Source organism: Deinococcus alpinitundrae (assembly GCF_009982895.1).
GTDB classification, from domain to species: Bacteria; Deinococcota; Deinococci; order Deinococcales; family Deinococcaceae; genus Deinococcus; species Deinococcus alpinitundrae.
In genome coordinates, this window is the sequence record NZ_WXZL01000016.1 from 82096 (window position 1) to 99197 (window position 17102).

Sequence of the window (17102 nt, forward strand, 5' to 3'; positions counted from 1 at the left end):
AGTCGTTCGGCCCTCTGAATTCAGACGGCCGCTTGCTTGCGTCCCAGCCACCCCGCCGCGTGTTCGGCCGCGCCGCGCACCAGAATGCCCATCTTGTGCGGATTGGCTTCCCAGTCGGTCTGTACGCCGAGTTCGGCGGCGGCCTCGGTGCAGGCCGGGCCGATGGAAGCCACGAACATACCGCGCAGGGCGGCGCGCAGCGGGTCTTCCAGATTCAGCATGCGGGCCAGGCGTAGAAAGTGCAGGACCTGCCGCCCGCTGGAGAGCAGCAAGACCTGCTGTTGCCCGGCCACGCAGCTGCGCACGGCCTGTTCGAGCGGCGCGGTGTCGTCCGGCAGGGCGCAGCGGTAGACTGGCAGACTGGTCACGCGAATGCGCTCGGCGCTCAGGGCCGCTACGAACGGCGGGGGCGACGGCTCGCCGTATTCCAGCACCACCGCGTGCTGAAAGGGCCGTAGGGTCGCCTGAAGGTGGTCTTGCACCTCGCGCCAGGTATGCGGGCGCGGCACCAGCACGGCTTTGAGGCCGTAGAGCTTGAGGGCCGCCTGCGGCTTGTTGCCCCGCGCCACGATGGGGACCTGCATCAGTCTCGGCAGGGCTTCGGGGTAATCGCGCACCAGATCGCGCAAAAAGAACTTGGTGCCCACCCCGGTCATGCAGGCCAGCGCATGCACGTCGCCGTTCATCAGGGCCGTGTAAAAGGCGCTGACCAGATGGGCGTTGTCCACCTCGGTCTGGCGCATGCTGGGCGCGACGGTCGCCTGCCCGCCGTACTTGCCGATGAGCACTTCCATTTCCTCGGCCCGGCGCGACTCCAGGCTCAGGACCTTCAGTCCGGCAAACCAATCCACACGTCACCGCCTTCCAAGCGCACCGGGTAGGTTGGCAGGGCCACCTCGGGCTTATCCAGACTCAACCCCGTTTCCAGATCAAAGCCGTGCTTGAGAAGTGGGCTGACCACTTTCAGGCGCTCGCCGTAGCTGCCGGTCAGCCCCCTCGAGATGACATTCGCGCCGGTAAACGGATCGCGGTTGCCCAGCGCATACACCTGTGCGCCGAGGCGAAAGACCGCCACCTGCTGCCCACCCACCAGGGCGCAGACGCCGAGCTGATCGGGAATCTCGGTGAGGGCGCAGACGCGGGTGAAGGCGAGCTGGGGCCGGGGCCGGGCGTAGGTATTTTGAAGCTGGGTCATGGTGGCTCCTTTCAAAATGAGCGGCGAACGGGTCAGTCCGTTCCCGCCATCGCCAGCAGCGGCAATTCATGCTCGTAGGCCGGGCGGCGCTGTTCACGCTCCTCCACGAACACGATGTCGGGGTCGGGGGTATCGGCGTTGACGAAACTGCGGAACCGTGCGAGTTTGTCGGGGTCGGCCAGGGTGGTGGCCCACTCGTCCTGGTAGGTGCCGATGTGGCGCTGCATGGCGGCTTCCAGCTCGGTGCACAGGCCCAGGGCGTCGTCGATGATCACCCCGCGCAGGTAGTCCAGGCCGCCGGGCAGCTTCTCCAGCCAGGTGCTCGTGCGCTCCAGGCGGCCCGCCGTGCGGACGTAGTACATCAGGAAGCGGTCGAGGTACTTGATCAGCGTGGCGGTGTCTAAGCCCTCGGCCAGCAGCACCGCGTGCTTGGGCGTCACACCGCCGTTGCCCGACACGTACAGGTTCCAGCCCTGCTCGGTGGCGATGACGCCGAAATCCTTGCCGCGTGTCTCGGCGCACTCGCGGGTGCAGCCCGACACCCCGCCCTTGAGCTTGTGCGGGCTGCGCAGACCCCGGTACCGGAGTTCAAGCTGAATGGCGAGGCTGGTGGAATCCTGCACCCCGTAGCGGCACCAGGTGTCGCCCACACAGCTCTTGACGGTTCTCAGCGACTTGCCGTAGGCGTGCCCGCTCTCGAAGCCTGCTTCCACCAGTTCGCGCCAGATGGCCGGAAGCTGCTCGAGCCGTGCGCCCAGCAGATCGATGCGCTGCCCGCCGGTGATCTTGCAGTAGAGGTCGTACTTCCGGGCGACCTCGCCCAGCACGATCAGTTTGCCCGGCGTGATCTCGCCCCCGGCCACGCGCGGCATCACGCTGTAGGTGCCGTTTTTCTGGATGTTGGCGAGGTAGGCGTCGTTGGTGTCTTGCAGCGGCGCGTGGGCGGGTTTGAGAATGTACTCGTTGTAGAGGCTCGCCAGAATGCTGCCTACCGCCGGTTTGCAGACTTCGCAGCCCTGGCCTGTGCCGTGCGCGGCCAGCACCGCGTTCCATGTCTGGTGCCCGTGCACTCGGATCAGGTCGAAGAGTTCCTGGCGGCTGTGAACGAAGTGCTCACACAGGCTCCTGTCCACCGCCTTGCCCAGCCGCAGCAGTTCCGCGCCGAGCAGATCGTGGAGCTGCGGCACGCAGCCGCCGCAGCCGGTTCCGGCCAGGGTACATTTCTTCAATCCCGCCACGTCGCAGACGCCGCCCTGAACGGCGTCAATCAGGGTGCTGGCCCGCACGCCCTCGCACGAGCAGATCAGTGCGTTGGCGGGGGCAGCCGCGACTCCCGGAAGCAGCGGTACGATCAACGTTTCCGGCGGCACGGTCAAGACGGTCTGGCTCAGAGTCAAGTCCAGCAGATCGCCGTAGGCGCTGCTGTCACCCACCAGCAGGCCGCCCAGCACCGTTGTTCCGTCTTCCGATAAGGTCAGCTTCTTGTAGGTGCCGCGCACGTTGTCGGTGAGGCTCAGCGCCCGCGACCCTGGCGTCGCACCCTTGGCGTCCCCGAAGCTGGCGACCTCCACGCCCAGCAGCTTGAGCTTGGTGCTGAGGTCGGCCCCAGTGAAGCTGCTGTCCTCGCCGGACAGCCGGGCAGCCAGCACGCGGGCCATCTGGTAGCCGGGAGCGACCAAACCGTAAATCCTGCCCGCGTGCAGGGCGCACTCACCCACCGCGTACACGGCGGGGTCGGAGGTGGCGCAGCCGTCGTCGATCACGATGCCGCCGCGCTCGCCGGTAGCAAGGCCGCAAGCGCGGGCCAGATCGTCGCGGGGCCGGATGCCCGCCGAGAACACCACCAGATCGGCGGCCAGGTGCGTGCCGTCCGAGAAGGCCAGCCCGGTCACTTGCCCACCCTCTACGGTGATTTCGCTCGTCGCCTTGGCGGTATGCACGCCGATGCCCAACTCCTCGATGATGCCGCGCAGCACCGCGCCGCCGCCCTCGTCGAGCTGGGCGGGCATCAGTTGCGCAGCGAACTCCACCACGTGCGTCTCCAGACCCAGTTTGCGCAGTGCCCCCGCCGCTTCCAGCCCCAGCAGGCCGCCGCCGATGACCACGCCGACCCTCGACTTGAGGGCCCCGGCCCGGATGGCTTCCAAGTCTTCAAGCGTGCGGTAGACGAAGCAGCCAGGTGCGTTCTTGCCCGGCACCGGCGGCACGAAGGGCGAGGAGCCGCTGGCGAACACCAGCGCGTCGTATTCGAGGGTGGTTTCTGTCTGCCCGCGCACCGTCACGGTTTTGGCTTCTCGGTCCACGTGCTCGGCGCGGCCGTACACGACCTTCACGCCGAGTGCGGCATACCCGGCCTCCGTCGCCAGCGCCAGATCGGGGCGCGGCTCGTCGAAGTGGGCGCTCAGGTGAACGCGGTCGTAGGCCAGCCGGGGTTCCTCGCTGATGACCGTGACGGCGAACGCGCTGGGTGTCAGGCTCTCCACGAAGCGGTGGCCGACCATACCGTTGCCGATGACGACGACGCGGCGGGGCGGGCAGGTAGGATCGGCGGGCAAAGCAATCGGGGGGATCGGTGGCATACGTGACCTCTCGGTGGGCGGTGAGAATGGCGGAACCGAGGCCCAGTCCTGCCTCATCATGCCTGTCTCGTGCGGGATGTCAAGAGCAAACACTCTTTCGGGCCAAAAAACTAGACAGACCCGCCTTTAATGTTCATTTATTTGCAATCTGTTCAAAAATATGGTCACGTTTTGTAGATTTGGCCTTGACACCCTCCTGTCCCTGAGGCAAGGTGGGCGGCATGACGGTCCCCACCCTGCTCCAAGCACCGCGCCGTGTCCGCACGACCTGTCCGTACTGCGCCGTGCAGTGCAACTTCGAGCTGACGCTGGAGAACAACCTGCCGATCAAGGTGTCGCCGGTCAAGGACTGCCCGGTGGCGCACGGCACCGTTTGCAAGAAGGGACTGGCGGCGCTGAGCGACCTGCGCCACGCCGAGCGTCTGACCTCGCCGCTGCTGCGTGTGAACGGCGAACTGGTGCCGGTGGGCTGGGCGGCGGCGCTGGATTACCTGCGCACAGCCCTGCGCCCGCTGGTCGAGTCGTCTCCCGAGCGCGTCGGCGTGTTCGGCAGCGGAGCGCTGACCAACGAGAAGACCTACCTGCTCGGCAAGCTGGCGCGGGTGGCCCTACGCACGCCGCACATCGACTACAACGGGCGCTACTGCATGAGCAGCGCGTCGGCGGCACTCAACAAGACCTTCGGCATCGACCGGGGCCTGGGCTTTCCGCTGGAGGAAATCAGCCACTCGGATTTGATCTTGCTGTTCGGTGCGAACATCGCCGAGACCCTGCCGCCGCTGATGCAGTACCTCAAGGCCGCCAAGGACCGGGGGGCCGTCATCTACAGCATCGACCCGCGCGCCACCGTGACCGCCAAAGTCGCCGGTCGGCACCTGGGCCTGCGGGCGGGAAGTGACGCCGCGCTGGCGCTGGGCATTCTGCACCTGCTGGCGGTGTGGGGCAAGATCTTGCCCACCGCTCCCGCCGAGAACGTCAAAGCGGTGCTCGACGATGCCCGGTATTACACCCCGGCGCGGGTGGCGCAACTGTGCGGCATAGACGAGGCCGAGTTGCTGACGCTGGCCCGTGCCTACGCCTCCGCGAGCCGCCCGCTGATTCTGACTGGGCGGGGAGCCGAGCAGCACCAGCATGGCACCGACACCGTGCAGGCGCTGATCAACCTGGCATTTCTGGCCGGGCATTTCGGCAAGCCCGGCGCGGGCTACGCGCCGCTGACCGGCCAGGGCAACGGCCAGGGCGGGCGCGAGCACGGCCAGAAGAACGACCAGTTGCCGGGCGCGCGCAGCCTGCGCGACCCGCAGGACCGCGCCCACATGGCGGCCTTCTGGAACATGGCGGAAGCTGACCTGCCGCAGCCGGGCTACAGCGCCCAGGAACTGCTCAACGCCTGCGGCACGCAACTGGAAGCGCTGATCGTGTTGGGGTCCAACCCGGTGGTGAGCGCGGCGGGCACCGGTCAGATCACCGAGCGCCTGAAAGCACTCAAGCACCTGATCGTCATCGAGGTGCTGCCCTCGGAAACCGCGCAGCTCGCCACGCTGGTCTTGCCCGGCAGCATGTGGTGCGAGGAGGACGGCACCACCACCAACCTGGAAGGCCGGGTGCAGCGCCGCCGCAAGGCCGTGACCGTGCCGGGTCTGGCCCGCGAGGACTGGCAAATTCTGTGCTTGATCGCCGCAGCGGTGGGCCGCCCCCAGGGCTTCGAATTTGCCGACTTTGCCGCGCTTCAGACCGAGTTTCTGCGCTCCACCGCCGGGGGCAAGGCCGATTACAGCGGCCTGAGCGCCGCGCAACTCGACGCGGGCAGCGCCCAGTGGCCGGTTCCCGCTTCGGGCATCGCCTCGCCGTACGCCTACGCCCCACCCTACCGGCATGTCGGCGGGCAGGCCCGGTTGCGGGTGCCCAGCGTGCCTGCCCAGATCTCCGGCGGCCTGACGCTCACCACCGGCAGGCACGCCAACCAGTACCAGTCCGGGACCCAGACCCGGCGCAACCCCGGTCTCAAGGCCAGCTTCGAAGTTCAGCTTCACCCCGACACCGCCCGCGAGTACGGCCTCAAAGCAGGCGACCTCGTGACCCTGAAAACGGCACACGGCGAACTGACCCTGCCGGTGCTGCTCGCGTCCGGCCTGCGCCCTGACACCGTGTTCATCCCGTTTCATTGGCCTGGCGCGAACGCCCTGACCGACCCCGACACCTTGGACCCCCACAGCAAAATGCCCGCCTTCAAGTCGGCGGCGGTGACGCTGTGGCCGCTGCGGGTGGGCGTGCCTGAACCGGTGAGAAGCGAGGTGGTGAGCTATGGCCTGTGAACACTGAGGACCCGCGAGCTTTTTCTCTTCTTCCGCAGGCCACGTGCCGCCCACCCGACTGAAAGGAGCCAGATGACCCACGCCACCCCGCCCGCCCTGACGCCCGCCGCCCGCCGTGTGGTCTTCAGCTCCACGCTCGGCTTCACGCTGATGTTCGCCGCCTGGGTGATGTTCGCCATCGTCGGGCTGCCGATTCGCAAGCAACTGGGCCTCAGTGACGCGCAGTTCACGCTGCTGGCCGCCCTGCCGGTGCTGACCGGTTCGCTGCTGCGCCTGCCTGCCGGACTGCTGGCCGACCGCTTCGGCGGCAAGCGGCTGTTTGTCATCAACACCCTGCTCACGGCGCTGTTTTCGCTGGCACTGTGTTTTGCCCATAGCTACAACACGCTGCTGGCGCTGGCGCTGGGCGTGGGACTGGCAGGCGCGAGCTTCGCGGTGGGCAATTCCTGGATCGCCCAGTGGGTACCGGTGGAGCGCCGGGGCCTTTCGCTGGGGACCTTCGGGGCTGGAAACGCGGGCGCAAGTCTGACCAAGTTGCTGGCTCCGTTGCTGATTGTGGCGCTGCCCGCTGCTATTCCCTTCATCGGCGGCTGGCGATTCGTGCCGTTTCTGATCGGGTTGCTGCTGATCGCCTGCGCCGCCGTGATTCAGTTCGGTGCGCCCGCCGACCGGGTCAGCGCCTCGCCGCGCACCCTGGCCGACTGGCTGGCTCCGCTGAAATTTGCCCAGGTGTGGCGATTCGGCCTTTATTACGTGGTCTTTTTCGGGGCTTACGTCGCCTTGAGCCTCTACTTGCCCAAGTTCTATGTGGACACTTACAAAGTCTCTTTGCCGGAAGCGGGTCTACTCACCGCGCTGTTCATCTTTCCGGCCAGCTTGCTGCGGCCCCTGGGCGGCTACCTCTCCGACCGCTTCGGGCCGAGAAGCGTGACCCTGGCGGCCTTCGTCGTGATGCTGCTGGCCCTCGCGCCGCTCATCACGCTGGCCGCGCCCGGCCTCAGCGCCGTGCTGACACTGACGCTGGTGCTGGGCATCGGTATGGGCGTGGGCAAGGCCAGCACCTACACCCTGGTCGCCCAGTGGTTTCCGCGCGACATGGGCGTGGTCGGCGGGTTGGTGGGGCTGCTGGGCGGGCTGGGCGGCTTCTTTTTGCCGCTGATCTTCTCGGCCCTCAAGCCCAGCCTGGGCAGCCACGCGGCCTTTCAGACGCTGCTCGTCACGACGCTGCTCGCCACTGCCGTCTTTCTGGTCAGTATGCTGCGGCTGCGGGCACGGGGGCTGCGGCCCGCGCTGGCCTGACACCCTACGCCTTCAACCGTTTTCCCCCCGCCGCACGGTGGGGGATTTATAAATGGCTTATGCCTTCCTGCGGTTCTTGACTTGGAGTGCACTCGAAGGACTAGGCTGAACCCGTGCCCACCGCCACGCCCGCTGTGCCCGTTTCATTTGCCCTGCTCAGCATCGGGGAGGTGGCGGCCCGGCTGGGCGTCAGTGTTCATACACTGCGCTACTACGAGCGGGCGGGCCTCATCGACGTGCCGCGCCAGGAAAGCGGCGTGCGGCGCTACAGCGGGCGTGAGATCGAACTGCTGCGCTTTTTGCTGGCGCTGCGGGCCACCGGCATGCCGATTGCCCTGATTCGGCGCTACATCGGGCTGGCCCGTCTGGGCGAGGTCAGCGAAATCGAGCGCCGCGCCCTGCTGGTGCAGCACCGGGGGGACGTGCTGGCCCGCATTGAGGCACTCAACACCGATCTGGGCGCAATCGAGCGCAAGATCGAGCTGTACGACCAGAAGTGTGACGAGAAGCACAGGGAGACGAAATGACCACGGAAAAGACGAGCATGCAGCAGATCAAACTCGGTTCACAGGGCCTCAGCGTCAGTCGCCTGGGGCTGGGCTGCATGGGCATGAGCGAGTTCTACGGCGAGGCCGACGACGCCGAGAATCTGCGGGTTTTCGAGACGGCGCTGGACGCGGGCCTGACCTTCTTCGACACCGCCGATATGTACGGCGTCGGCAAGAACGAGGAATTGGTGGGTCGGGCGCTGGGCAAGGTGCGCAGTCAGGTCGTCATCGCCACCAAGTTTGCCCTGATGCGCGGGCCGAATGGCGAGCGGGTGGGCATCAACGGGCGGCCCGAGTATGTGCATGCGGCGGTGGACGCCAGCCTCAAGCGCCTGAACACCGACTACATCGACCTCTATTACCAGCACCGGGTCGACCCCAACGTGCCGATCGAGGACACCGTGGGCGCGATGGCCGAACTCGTTCAGGCGGGCAAGGTGCGTTACCTGGGCTTATCGGAGGCTACCCCCGAGCAGATTCGCCGGGCGCACCGGGTTCACCCGATCACCGCGCTGCAATCCGAGTACAGCTTGTGGAACCGCGAACCGGAAGAGGAAGTTCTGCCCACCGTGCGAGAACTCGGCATCGGCTTCGTGCCGTATAGCCCACTGGGGCGCGGTTTTCTGACCGGGGAACTCAAGTCGCCCGCCGACTTCGGCGAGGGCGATTTTCGCCGCAACAATCCCCGCTTTCAAGGCGAGAACTTCCAGAAGAACCTCAAGCTGGTGGAGGCCGTGCAGCGGCTGGCCGAGCAAAAAGGCGTCAGCACCGCGCAACTGGCGCTGGCCTGGGTGCTGGCGCAGGGCCAGGACCTCGCGCCGATTCCCGGCACCAAGCGCGTCAAGTACCTGCAAGACAATATCGGGGCGCTGGATGTGGTGCTGAGCGCCGCCGAGTTGCAGCAGCTGGCCGAGATCGCGCCGGTGGGGGCAGCGGCAGGCGCGCGGTACTGACCCGAACCGAAGCGTATGGAGGAGCGCGGGCCACCCGTGTCACCCGCTGGGTGAAGACGCCGTCAGTCGGGCGGTGGCAAATGAGAGTTTGAGCCGCAGCCGCCGGGCACGTGGGGGGGTATGCTGGAGGGCGCTTATGGACGACTCCCAACATGCGACGGTGATGTACGGCGGCAACGCGGCCTTTGTGGAAGCGTTGTACGAAACCTACCTCACCGATCCGGCCAGCGTGGACAGCGACTGGCGTTCCTACTTCGACGAGGTGCGCTCCGGCGCGGCAGAAACGGCCCACAGCGCCGTGCAGCAACGCTTTTACGAGCTGGGCCGACGTCGCCTGCAAGCGGCAGCCCCGGCGCCCGCCGCTGCCGCTGTGCAGGGCACCAGCGCCGCGCAGCAGGCGGCGGGCGCCCTTATCAGCGCTTACCGGGTCTACGGCCACATCAGCGCGGCCAAGAACCCGCTGACCATCCGCCCGCCCGCTGTGGTGCCGGAACTCACGCCCGAGTATTACGGCCTGAGCGTTCAGGATTTGCAGACTCCGGTGCAGGAAGGCCACTTCAGCGGCACGCTGGGGCAGATCATCGATCAGCTCGACCTGAGTTACTGCGGCGCGATCGGCTTCGAGTTCTCGTACCTGCCGTCGAGCGAGCGCGAGTGGTTTCAGCAGCGCATCGAGGCCTCCAAGGGCCGGGGCAGCTACAGCGCCGAGCAGAAGAAGCGCATCTACGCCAAGCTCAACGCTGCCGAGGGACTGGAGAAGTACCTCCACCAGCGCTACGTGGGCCAGAAGCGCTTCTCTCTTGAAGGCGGCGAGAGCTTCATTCCGCTGATGGACGCCCTCATTCAGGGCGGCGGCAGCGTGGGCATCAAGGAAACCGTCATCGGCATGGCCCACCGGGGCCGCCTCAATGTGCTGGTCAACATCTTCGGCAAGAAGCCCGCTGACCTCTTCGACGAGTTCGAGGGCAAGAAGGTGCTCTCCGACGACCCCGACGTGGCGGGTGACGTGAAGTACCACATGGGCTATTCCAGCGACGTGCGCACCGGCGGCGGCCCGATGCACCTGGCGCTGGCCTTCAATCCCTCGCACCTGGAAATCGTCTCGCCGGTGGTGCACGGCAGTGTGCGTGCCCGCCAGGACCACCGCGACGACGCGGAGCGCAAGCAGGTCTTGCCGATCACCATTCACGGCGACGCGGCGGTGTCGGGACAGGGCGTGGTCATGGAGACACTCAACCTCTCGCGCCTGCGCGGCTTCTCGACCGGCGGCGCGGTGCGCATCGTCATCAACAACCAGATCGGCTTCACCATCAGTGATCCGCGCGACACCCGCAGCAGCCGCTACTGCACCGATATCGCCAAGATCGCCAATGCGCCTGTGATGCACGTCAACGGCGACGACCCCGAGGCGGTGGTGTTCGCCGGAGAGCTGGCCCTGGCCTACCGCCAGGAATTCGGCAAGGACGTGTTCGTGGACCTGATCTGCTTTCGGCGGCACGGCCACAACGAGGGTGACGATCCCACCATGACCCAGCCGATCATGTACCGCGAGATCAAGGTGCATCCCGGCACGCGGGCCTTGTACGCCAAGACGCTGGAGAAGGAAGGCGTGCTGAGGGCCGGTGAGGAGGCCGAACTGGTGACGGTGTTTCGCGACAAGCTTGATGCGGGCGCGTCGGTGGTCACCGAGGTCGCCAACGAGGAGCAGAGCAAGCTGGCGATCAACTGGAGCCGCCACCTCGGTACCCACTGGACCGAGGACGCCGAGACCAAAGTCAGCGCCGACCGCATCGCGGCGCTGGGCGAGGCGCTGACCCGTGTGCCGGAAGGCTTCGCGCCGCACCGGGCCGTCGAGCGGGTCCTGAAAAACCGCCTGGAAATGAGCCAGGGCCTGCAACCCGTCGACTGGGGCATGGGCGAGACGCTGGCCTACGCCACCCTGCTCGAAGACGGCTTCGACGTGCGCCTCGACGGGCAGGACGCCGGACGCGGCACCTTCGTTCACCGCCACGCCGTGCTGCACGATCAGGCCGCTCAGGACGCCCAGAACGAGGAATACCTGTCGCTGGCGCACCTGCCGGGGGTCGGAAGCCGCGTCGAGGTCATCGACTCCACCCTGTCGGAAGAGGCGGTGCTGGCCTTCGAGTACGGCTACTCGACCAGTGCGCCCGAGGCCCTGGTCATCTGGGAAGCGCAGTTCGGCGACTTCGCCAACGGCGCGCAGGCTGTGATCGACCAGTTCATCAGCGCGGGCGAGAGCAAGTGGCAGCGCCTGAGCGCCTTGACGCTGCTGCTGCCGCACGGCTACGAGGGCCAGGGACCGGAGCACAGCTCGGCCCGGCTGGAGCGCTACCTGCAACTCTGCGCCCAGAAGAACATGCAGGTGGTGGTGCCGTCGAGCGCCGCGCAGATCTTTCACTTGCTGCGCCGCCAGGTGATTCGCAGCTACCGCAAGCCGCTGATCATCATGTCGCCCAAGAGCTTGCTGCGCAACAAGGCGGCCATGTCGCCGCTGTCCGACTTTACCGAGGGCCGCTTCTGCGAGGTGATCGGCGACGACACCCGGCCCCACGCCCGCCGGGTGGTCGTCAGCAGCGGCAAGCTGCACTGGGAACTCTCCGAGACGCGCCAGAAGGCCGAGAACGAGGGCCAGCCGCTCGACGTGGCATTGATCCGCCTGGAGCAGCTTTACCCCTTTCCCAGCCAGTACCTCGCCGAGGAACTCGCCAGGTATCCCGGCGCGGAGGTGATCTGGGCGCAGGAAGAACCCCAGAACCAGGGCGCGTGGCTGATGATCAGGGATGATCTGCAAGCAGCCATGCAGCCCGACCAGCGACTGCACTACGCCGGACGCCCGCGCAGCGCCAGCACGGCGGTGGGCTACAAGCAACTGCACGACCGCGAGCAGGCCAGGCTCATTCAGTCGGCGCTGGGCAGTGACGTCGAACCCGAGCAGACCCGCGTCAAGCGCGAGGCCACGCCGCAGTCGTAAGGTGCTCAGTGGTGCGGCCCCCGCCCGCTGAGGTGGTGGGCCGTATCCACGTCTGAAGCGCGGTATTGTCTTTCATTGAACCGCACGAGAGGGCCGCAGCGCCGCCGCATCTATTTCGAGGAGTCTTTATGCCTGAGATCAAAGTTCCTGTTTTTTCCGAATCTGTCAGTGAGGGCACCCTGCTCACCTGGAACAAGAAGCCCGGCGACGCCGTGACGCGCGGCGATATTCTGGCCGAGATCGAGACCGACAAGGTGGTGCTGGAAGTCACCGCCCTGCAAGACGGCGTGCTACAAAGTATTGCCAAGCAGGAGGGTGACACGGTGCTCAGCGAGGAAGTGCTGGGTGTGCTGGGCGAGGCGGGATCGGCTCCCGTGTCTTCAGCACCGGTACCCGCCGCCGACCGCGAAGCTGGCCCGATTGCCGGGGAGCAGAGCGCGGGCGGCACGGCCACCCAGCCCGACAGCCAGCCCACGGCTCAGGCGTCGGGCACGCTCGGCGGCACCGGTACCCTGCCGCCCGCTGCCCGCAAGATCGTGGCCGAAAACAACCTCGACGCCTCGCAGATTCAGGGCACTGGACCCAAGGGCAACATCACCAAGCAGGACGCCGTTTTAGCGGCCCAGGGCGGCGGCACCGATCAGGGACCGCAGGCGGCCGCCGAACCGGCCTCAGCGCGGGCCAGCGAGGCCAGAGCGCCCGCCTCGGCTCCGGTCCAGAACGTTCCCAGCGGTCCGCGCGCCGAGCAGCGCGTGCCGATGACCCGCATCCGCCAGCGCATCGCCGAGCGCCTCAAGGAAGTGCAGAACACCGCCGCCATCCTGACGACCTTCAACGAGGTCAACATGCAGCCGAGCATGGACCTGCGCAAGAAGTATCAGGACCAGTTCGTCGCCAAGCACGGCGTCAAGCTCGGGTTCATGAGCCTCTTCGTGCGGGCGGCCACCGAGGCGCTGAAGGCCTTCCCCAACGTCAACGCCAGCATCGACGGCAAGGACATCATCTACCACGGCTTTTACGACATCGGCATCGCGGTGGCGTCCGAGCGTGGGCTGGTCGTGCCGATTTTGCGTGATACCGACGCCATGAACCTGGCCGATGTGGAAAAGGCCATTGCCGGATTTGCCCAGAAAGCCAAGGCGGGCAAGCTGACCATGGAGGATATGTCGGGCGGGACCTTTAGCATCACCAACGGCGGCACCTTCGGCAGCATGATGAGCACCCCGATCATCAACCAGCCTCAGAGCGCCATTCTGGGCATGCACAACATCATCGAGCGTCCGATTGCCGTCAATGGTCAGGTTGTGATCGCCCCGATGATGTACCTGGCCCTGAGTTACGATCACCGCATCATCGACGGCAAGGAGGCGGTGCAGTTTCTGGTGCTGATCAAGAACCTGCTGGAAGACCCGGCCCGGTTGCTGCTGGACCTGTAAGCACCAAAAATGGACGCCGCCAGCCGCCGGGAAGGAGCTGGCGGCTTTTTTGCGGCGCTCAGACGGAGGCCGAATTATTTCCGGATGCTCACGCTGTAGGCCTGAAACGCTTCCCGGCTCAGCACCTTGCCGCCGCGCAGCACACTCAGCGTCGCGCCGGGGTCGCCCAGCTTCAGGGCGTAGGCGTAGCCGCTCTTGGTCCAGCGGTATTCGTCGCCCTTGTGGGTGCCACCCGTCAGGTAGACGCCCGCCGTGCCGTCACGGTTGCTGCTGCGGTAGGTCAGCTTGCCGCCGCTCTCCCAGACGGTGATGCTGTGCCGGGCGGTGGCTCCCATGAAGGCGGCCTGAGGCTGGTAGCGGCACTCAAAGACTCCGGCAGGCAGCTTGAATTCGCCCACCTTGGTCATCCGGTACGCTGGGTCGCTGACATTCTCGATGTTGCTGGAGTGGATGAAAGCGCCGGGCGAGTCGCTGACCGGCTGGCCCGCCGGGGTGAGCACCGTATAGAGCTGCCCCGCGCCAGGGTCGCTGGGACCGAGCTGGTAGTTCTGCCAGGTGTGATTGGCCGAGGTCCACTGCACCAGCTTGACCGGCTGGGGGTTGTCTGTCGTCTGCGGCGGCTGCGTGACCGCCAGCACCCGCCCCGGCGTGTCGCACCAGTAGGCGGCAGGTTGCCAGCCGTTCAGATTGAGGTACGACTTCATCTCGTAGCCCTGCGCGGAGGCGAGCGAGGCGGCGGCCAGCAAGGAAAGCCAGAGCGGTTTCATGCCCTCAGCCTGCCCCTGAACCCTGAAGGCGACCTGACGAAAAGCCCAAACCTTTACTGCTTTTTATACACCAGCCGGGTCAGCGAGCGGGCGGGCAGCTCCAGTGTGGCGGCCAGCGGCAGGCGAATCATGGGGCCCTCGTCGTCCACCGTTTTCTGGGTAAAGGTCTTGCCGCCGACGAGCTGGTAACCGGGCAGCGCCGCGCTGAGTTGATGCGCTTCGGCGGCGGTATTGGTCACCAGCACCGTCAGCAGTGCGCCGTCCTGGGCCGCGTGGGTCCACAGGGCCGCGTCGTCGCTGGTCATGGGCAGCCCACTTCCGGTCAACGCCCGAAGCTGCTGAAAGGCGTAGAGGGTGGGTCTGGGAATGCCTGCCAGATCGACCAGACCGTGCCCGCCGGTGGCTTGCAGGGCGAAGTAGGCGGCCACTGACGCGCCGTTCTCGGCCAGCCGCACGGTGGCCTCGGCGGCCCACAGCGCCCCCACCTGATCGCTGAGGTGGCGCGGGCGGTTGCTGAAATACGACAGGCTGTATTCGGTAACACCCAGCGGCGTGCGGCGACTGTAGCCTTTCGGGTTGCCCTCGGCGCTGTCCATCAGCGCCCGGAAACGCTTCACGTCGCGGTCGATGACCGACACGCTCGCCAGCGCCTCTTCGTCACTTTTCAGGCCGTCGGTGGGGTACTCGTGCCAGGTCAGCAGGTCCACGATATCGCCGCACCCTTTCACGAAACGGCTCAGAAAATCCACGGCCCCGTCGCCGGTGTTCGATACCGCTGGCCCGGCGAACCTGGCCGCCGGATCGACCTTCAAGATAGCCTGCCGCTGCGCGCGGAAGGTGTCGCAGTAGCGCTCAGGGGTCCAGGTCGCGTCGCCCCGGTTGACCGAATACAGATCCGGCTCGTTGCCGATTTCCCAGTAGACCACGTTCAGGCTGGCCGCTTGAACGTCTCTGGCGGCCTGGGCGGCGTCTTCCGGCGCGTTCTTGGCTCCGGGCTTGCCGCCGAACACGCGGGTCTGCACCATCAGGGCGGGCGGTGCCTTGCCGGTGGTCAGCAGTTGCAGGTTGGATTTGAGCGGCACGAGCGTCGCGGCGGTCAGGTCGTTCTCGTCACCCACATTGCCGCCGGGGAAGCGCAGCAGGGTCGGGGCCACGCTGCGCAGGTCCTTCTCGGCCTCTACCACCGGCATCCAGTTGCCGTAATTGAAGCCGCCGATAACGGTGGGCGGTAGCGGTGTGGCGGGGGCCGCGCCCAGTGTCAGGGTGGCGGGTGCGGCGGTGGCCAAGCCAGAAAGCAGCCCGGAAAACAGCAGGGCCGCGCCCAGGCGGCGCAGGGTGAGCGGTGAGGACATGCCGCTACTATAGGCAACTTTCCGGCACGCCTCCGCCACCTGACGGATGTGCGCTGGCGTCCGGTCCTCCACAATGAAAGCCGTGAATGACAAGGCCCTCTCTCATCGGCTCTCGTACCTGCTCCGGCACGCGCCGCAGAGCGCTGGACTGACGCTGGACGTCGGCGGCTGGGTGCCGGTGGCCGATGTGCTGGCCGCGCTCGGCGTGCCGCTGGCGCAGCTTGAGCGGGTGGTGGCCGATTCGGACAAGCAGCGCTTCTCGCTCTCCGGCGGGCGCATCCGGGCCAATCAGGGCCACAGCGTTGCGGTCGAGCTGCAACTCGCCGCGCAATTGCCACCGGAGATTTTGTATCACGGCACCGTGGGGAGCGCCCTGGACAGTATCCGCCGCAGCGGACTGACCCGCCAGCAGCGCCACCATGTTCACCTTTCACCCGACGCCGACACGGCCCGCAAGGTGGGCGAGCGGCGCGGCCCGCCCGTCATTCTGGTGGTGAGGGCCGGCCACATGGCGCGGGCCGGGCATCTCTTTTATTGCAGCGAGAACGGCGTGTGGCTGGCCGACAGTGTGCCGTCCGAGTTTATCCAGTTTCCCTGAAGGGGCTGTCCTGACATGCCGCTCGTTCGGGCACAATATATAGGAACGCGATAAAGTGTTTCGATACAAGGAGACCCATCCATGTTCAGCGCTGCCCCCGATTCACCCGACGCCAACCTACTGCGCGGCCACCTCAACCTGATTTTGCTGAGCATCATCCAGGGGGAGCCGAAATACGGTCTGGAGATCAGCAAGCAGGCCCAGGAGCGCACGCAGGGCTACTTCGAACTCAAGGTGGGCAGCCTGTATCCGGCGCTGCACTGACTGGGAAAAGTCGGATTCGTGCGCGGCGAGTTCCGGAGTGCCCCGCGCAGCGGCAGCCCGGTGAAGGTCTACGCCCTGACGGAGAGCGGTGGCAAGGAACTCGAAGCGCGGCGGCGGGAGTTCGAGACGTTCACGCGGCAGCTCGGCAAGCTGTGGCAACTGGAGGCTTTGAACCGGGGAGGCACAGCATGAACCAGACCGAGCGGTACTTGAGGGCGGCCACGCGGGGACGGTGAGGCCGGGCACGGCGCGACTTGCGCACTGAGCTGGCGGGCCACTTGAACGAGCGGGTGGCGGAGTTCCGGCTGGGCGGCCTGAGCGTGGAGGAAGCCGAGCAGCGGACCCTGCGCGAACTCGGAGCGCCCGAACGGGTCAGCGGCGGGATGCTGGGCGTGCATACGCTTCCGGCGCTGGGCAAGGCAGGAGCGCTGAGTGTGCTTCTCGCGACGGCGCTGCTCACCGCCTTGCCGCAGGGGCTGGCGCAGGTGAAGGGTATTTACGGCAGCATCCCGAATATTGGTCAGGCCAGTTATCTGAACTTTGAACAGTTAAAGGCGGCCATCGAGAAGGCGGGCGGCGAACTCAGCGGTAAGCCGGACGACGCCTTCCTGACGGTCCCAGGTGCGCCGCGCTCCCACTATCCGCTCAACACCATGAAGTGGCCTAGAGCGGCCTTGGTACAGGAAAGTACGTCTTCTGAGATGCTGCGGTTTATAGTTTCATGCAAAAAAGTGCGTCGTGAACGGCATTCAGCTGATTCATTTCTAGAAATAACTCCGCGAGGCGCACCTCGGTCAGGAACTT

General features: G+C 66.4%; 15 protein-coding genes. 10 read left to right on the forward strand and 5 right to left on the reverse strand.

The window, feature by feature from the left end; all coding sequences use genetic code 11:
- Positions 1–20: 20 nt before the first annotated feature.
- Genes GUI70_RS14935 through nirB form a run of 3 tightly spaced genes read right to left on the reverse strand, consistent with a single transcriptional unit; the run spans position 21 to position 3774 of the window.
- Positions 21–851: a uroporphyrinogen-III synthase gene (locus tag GUI70_RS14935; protein WP_161883115.1), complete on the reverse strand. Its 831-nt coding sequence runs from the start codon at positions 849–851 to the stop codon at positions 21–23.
- Positions 830–1195 (reverse strand): nitrite reductase small subunit NirD, encoded by a 366-nt coding sequence (nirD, locus tag GUI70_RS14940; protein ID WP_161883116.1) that lies wholly within the window; start codon positions 1193–1195, stop codon positions 830–832. The genes GUI70_RS14935 and nirD overlap by 22 nt, the downstream gene beginning before the upstream one ends.
- A gap of 32 nt (positions 1196–1227) precedes the next feature.
- Positions 1228–3774 (reverse strand): nitrite reductase large subunit NirB, encoded by a 2547-nt coding sequence (nirB, locus tag GUI70_RS14945; protein WP_161883117.1) that lies wholly within the window; start codon positions 3772–3774, stop codon positions 1228–1230.
- 221 nt (positions 3775–3995) lie between these two features.
- Here nirB and GUI70_RS14950 point away from each other — a divergent pair, with 221 nt between their 5' ends.
- From GUI70_RS14950 to odhB, 6 genes are all read left to right on the forward strand, one after another.
- Positions 3996–6089 carry a molybdopterin oxidoreductase family protein gene (locus GUI70_RS14950; protein WP_161883118.1) on the forward strand — a complete coding sequence of 698 codons (2094 nt, stop codon included), beginning with the start codon at positions 3996–3998 and terminating at the stop codon, positions 6087–6089.
- A 72-nt stretch (positions 6090–6161) separates the two neighbouring features.
- Positions 6162–7388: an MFS transporter gene (locus tag GUI70_RS14955; RefSeq protein ID WP_161883119.1), complete on the forward strand. Its 1227-nt coding sequence runs from the start codon at positions 6162–6164 to the stop codon at positions 7386–7388.
- Positions 7389–7501: 113 nt separating this feature from the next.
- On the forward strand, positions 7502–7915 hold the full coding sequence (locus tag GUI70_RS14960; protein WP_202630489.1) for a MerR family transcriptional regulator: 414 nt from the start codon (positions 7502–7504) through the stop codon (positions 7913–7915).
- The gene (locus GUI70_RS14965) at positions 7912–8889 is read left to right on the forward strand and encodes an aldo/keto reductase (RefSeq protein ID WP_237724952.1); all 978 of its coding nucleotides are present in this window, start codon (positions 7912–7914) and stop codon (positions 8887–8889) included. Before GUI70_RS14960 ends, GUI70_RS14965 begins: the two co-directional genes overlap by 4 nt.
- A gap of 136 nt (positions 8890–9025) precedes the next feature.
- Positions 9026–11881, forward strand: coding sequence for a 2-oxoglutarate dehydrogenase E1 component (locus GUI70_RS14970; protein WP_161883120.1), 2856 nt, complete (start codon positions 9026–9028; stop codon positions 11879–11881).
- Between the two features lie 128 nt (positions 11882–12009).
- A complete protein-coding gene (odhB, locus tag GUI70_RS14975; RefSeq protein ID WP_161883121.1) occupies positions 12010–13317 on the forward strand; it encodes a 2-oxoglutarate dehydrogenase complex dihydrolipoyllysine-residue succinyltransferase in 1308 nt (435 codons plus the stop codon).
- A 74-nt stretch (positions 13318–13391) separates the two neighbouring features.
- Here the strand turns inward: odhB and GUI70_RS14980 are convergent, their stop codons facing one another.
- Both GUI70_RS14980 and GUI70_RS14985 read right to left on the reverse strand, forming a co-directional pair.
- Complete coding sequence (locus GUI70_RS14980; protein ID WP_161883122.1) at positions 13392–14084, reverse strand: hypothetical protein; 693 nt, start codon at positions 14082–14084, stop codon at positions 13392–13394.
- A 53-nt stretch (positions 14085–14137) separates the two neighbouring features.
- A complete protein-coding gene (locus tag GUI70_RS14985) occupies positions 14138–15436 on the reverse strand; it encodes a GH39 family glycosyl hydrolase (protein WP_161883123.1) in 1299 nt (432 codons plus the stop codon).
- A 73-nt stretch (positions 15437–15509) separates the two neighbouring features.
- Between GUI70_RS14985 and GUI70_RS14990 the strand changes: the two genes are divergently transcribed.
- From GUI70_RS14990 to GUI70_RS15000, 4 genes are all read left to right on the forward strand, one after another.
- On the forward strand, positions 15510–16034 hold the full coding sequence (locus GUI70_RS14990) for an RNA 2'-phosphotransferase (RefSeq protein WP_161883124.1): 525 nt from the start codon (positions 15510–15512) through the stop codon (positions 16032–16034).
- An 81-nt stretch (positions 16035–16115) separates the two neighbouring features.
- Positions 16116–16298, forward strand: a complete 183-nt coding sequence (locus GUI70_RS24390; protein ID WP_237724953.1) for a PadR family transcriptional regulator — start codon at positions 16116–16118, stop codon at positions 16296–16298.
- Positions 16299–16316: 18 nt separating this feature from the next.
- Positions 16317–16490, forward strand: a complete 174-nt coding sequence (locus tag GUI70_RS24395; RefSeq protein ID WP_237724954.1) for a hypothetical protein — start codon at positions 16317–16319, stop codon at positions 16488–16490.
- Positions 16491–16552: 62 nt separating this feature from the next.
- On the forward strand, positions 16553–17102 hold a 550-nt coding region (locus GUI70_RS15000; RefSeq protein ID WP_237724955.1), incomplete at its 3' end, for a permease prefix domain 1-containing protein.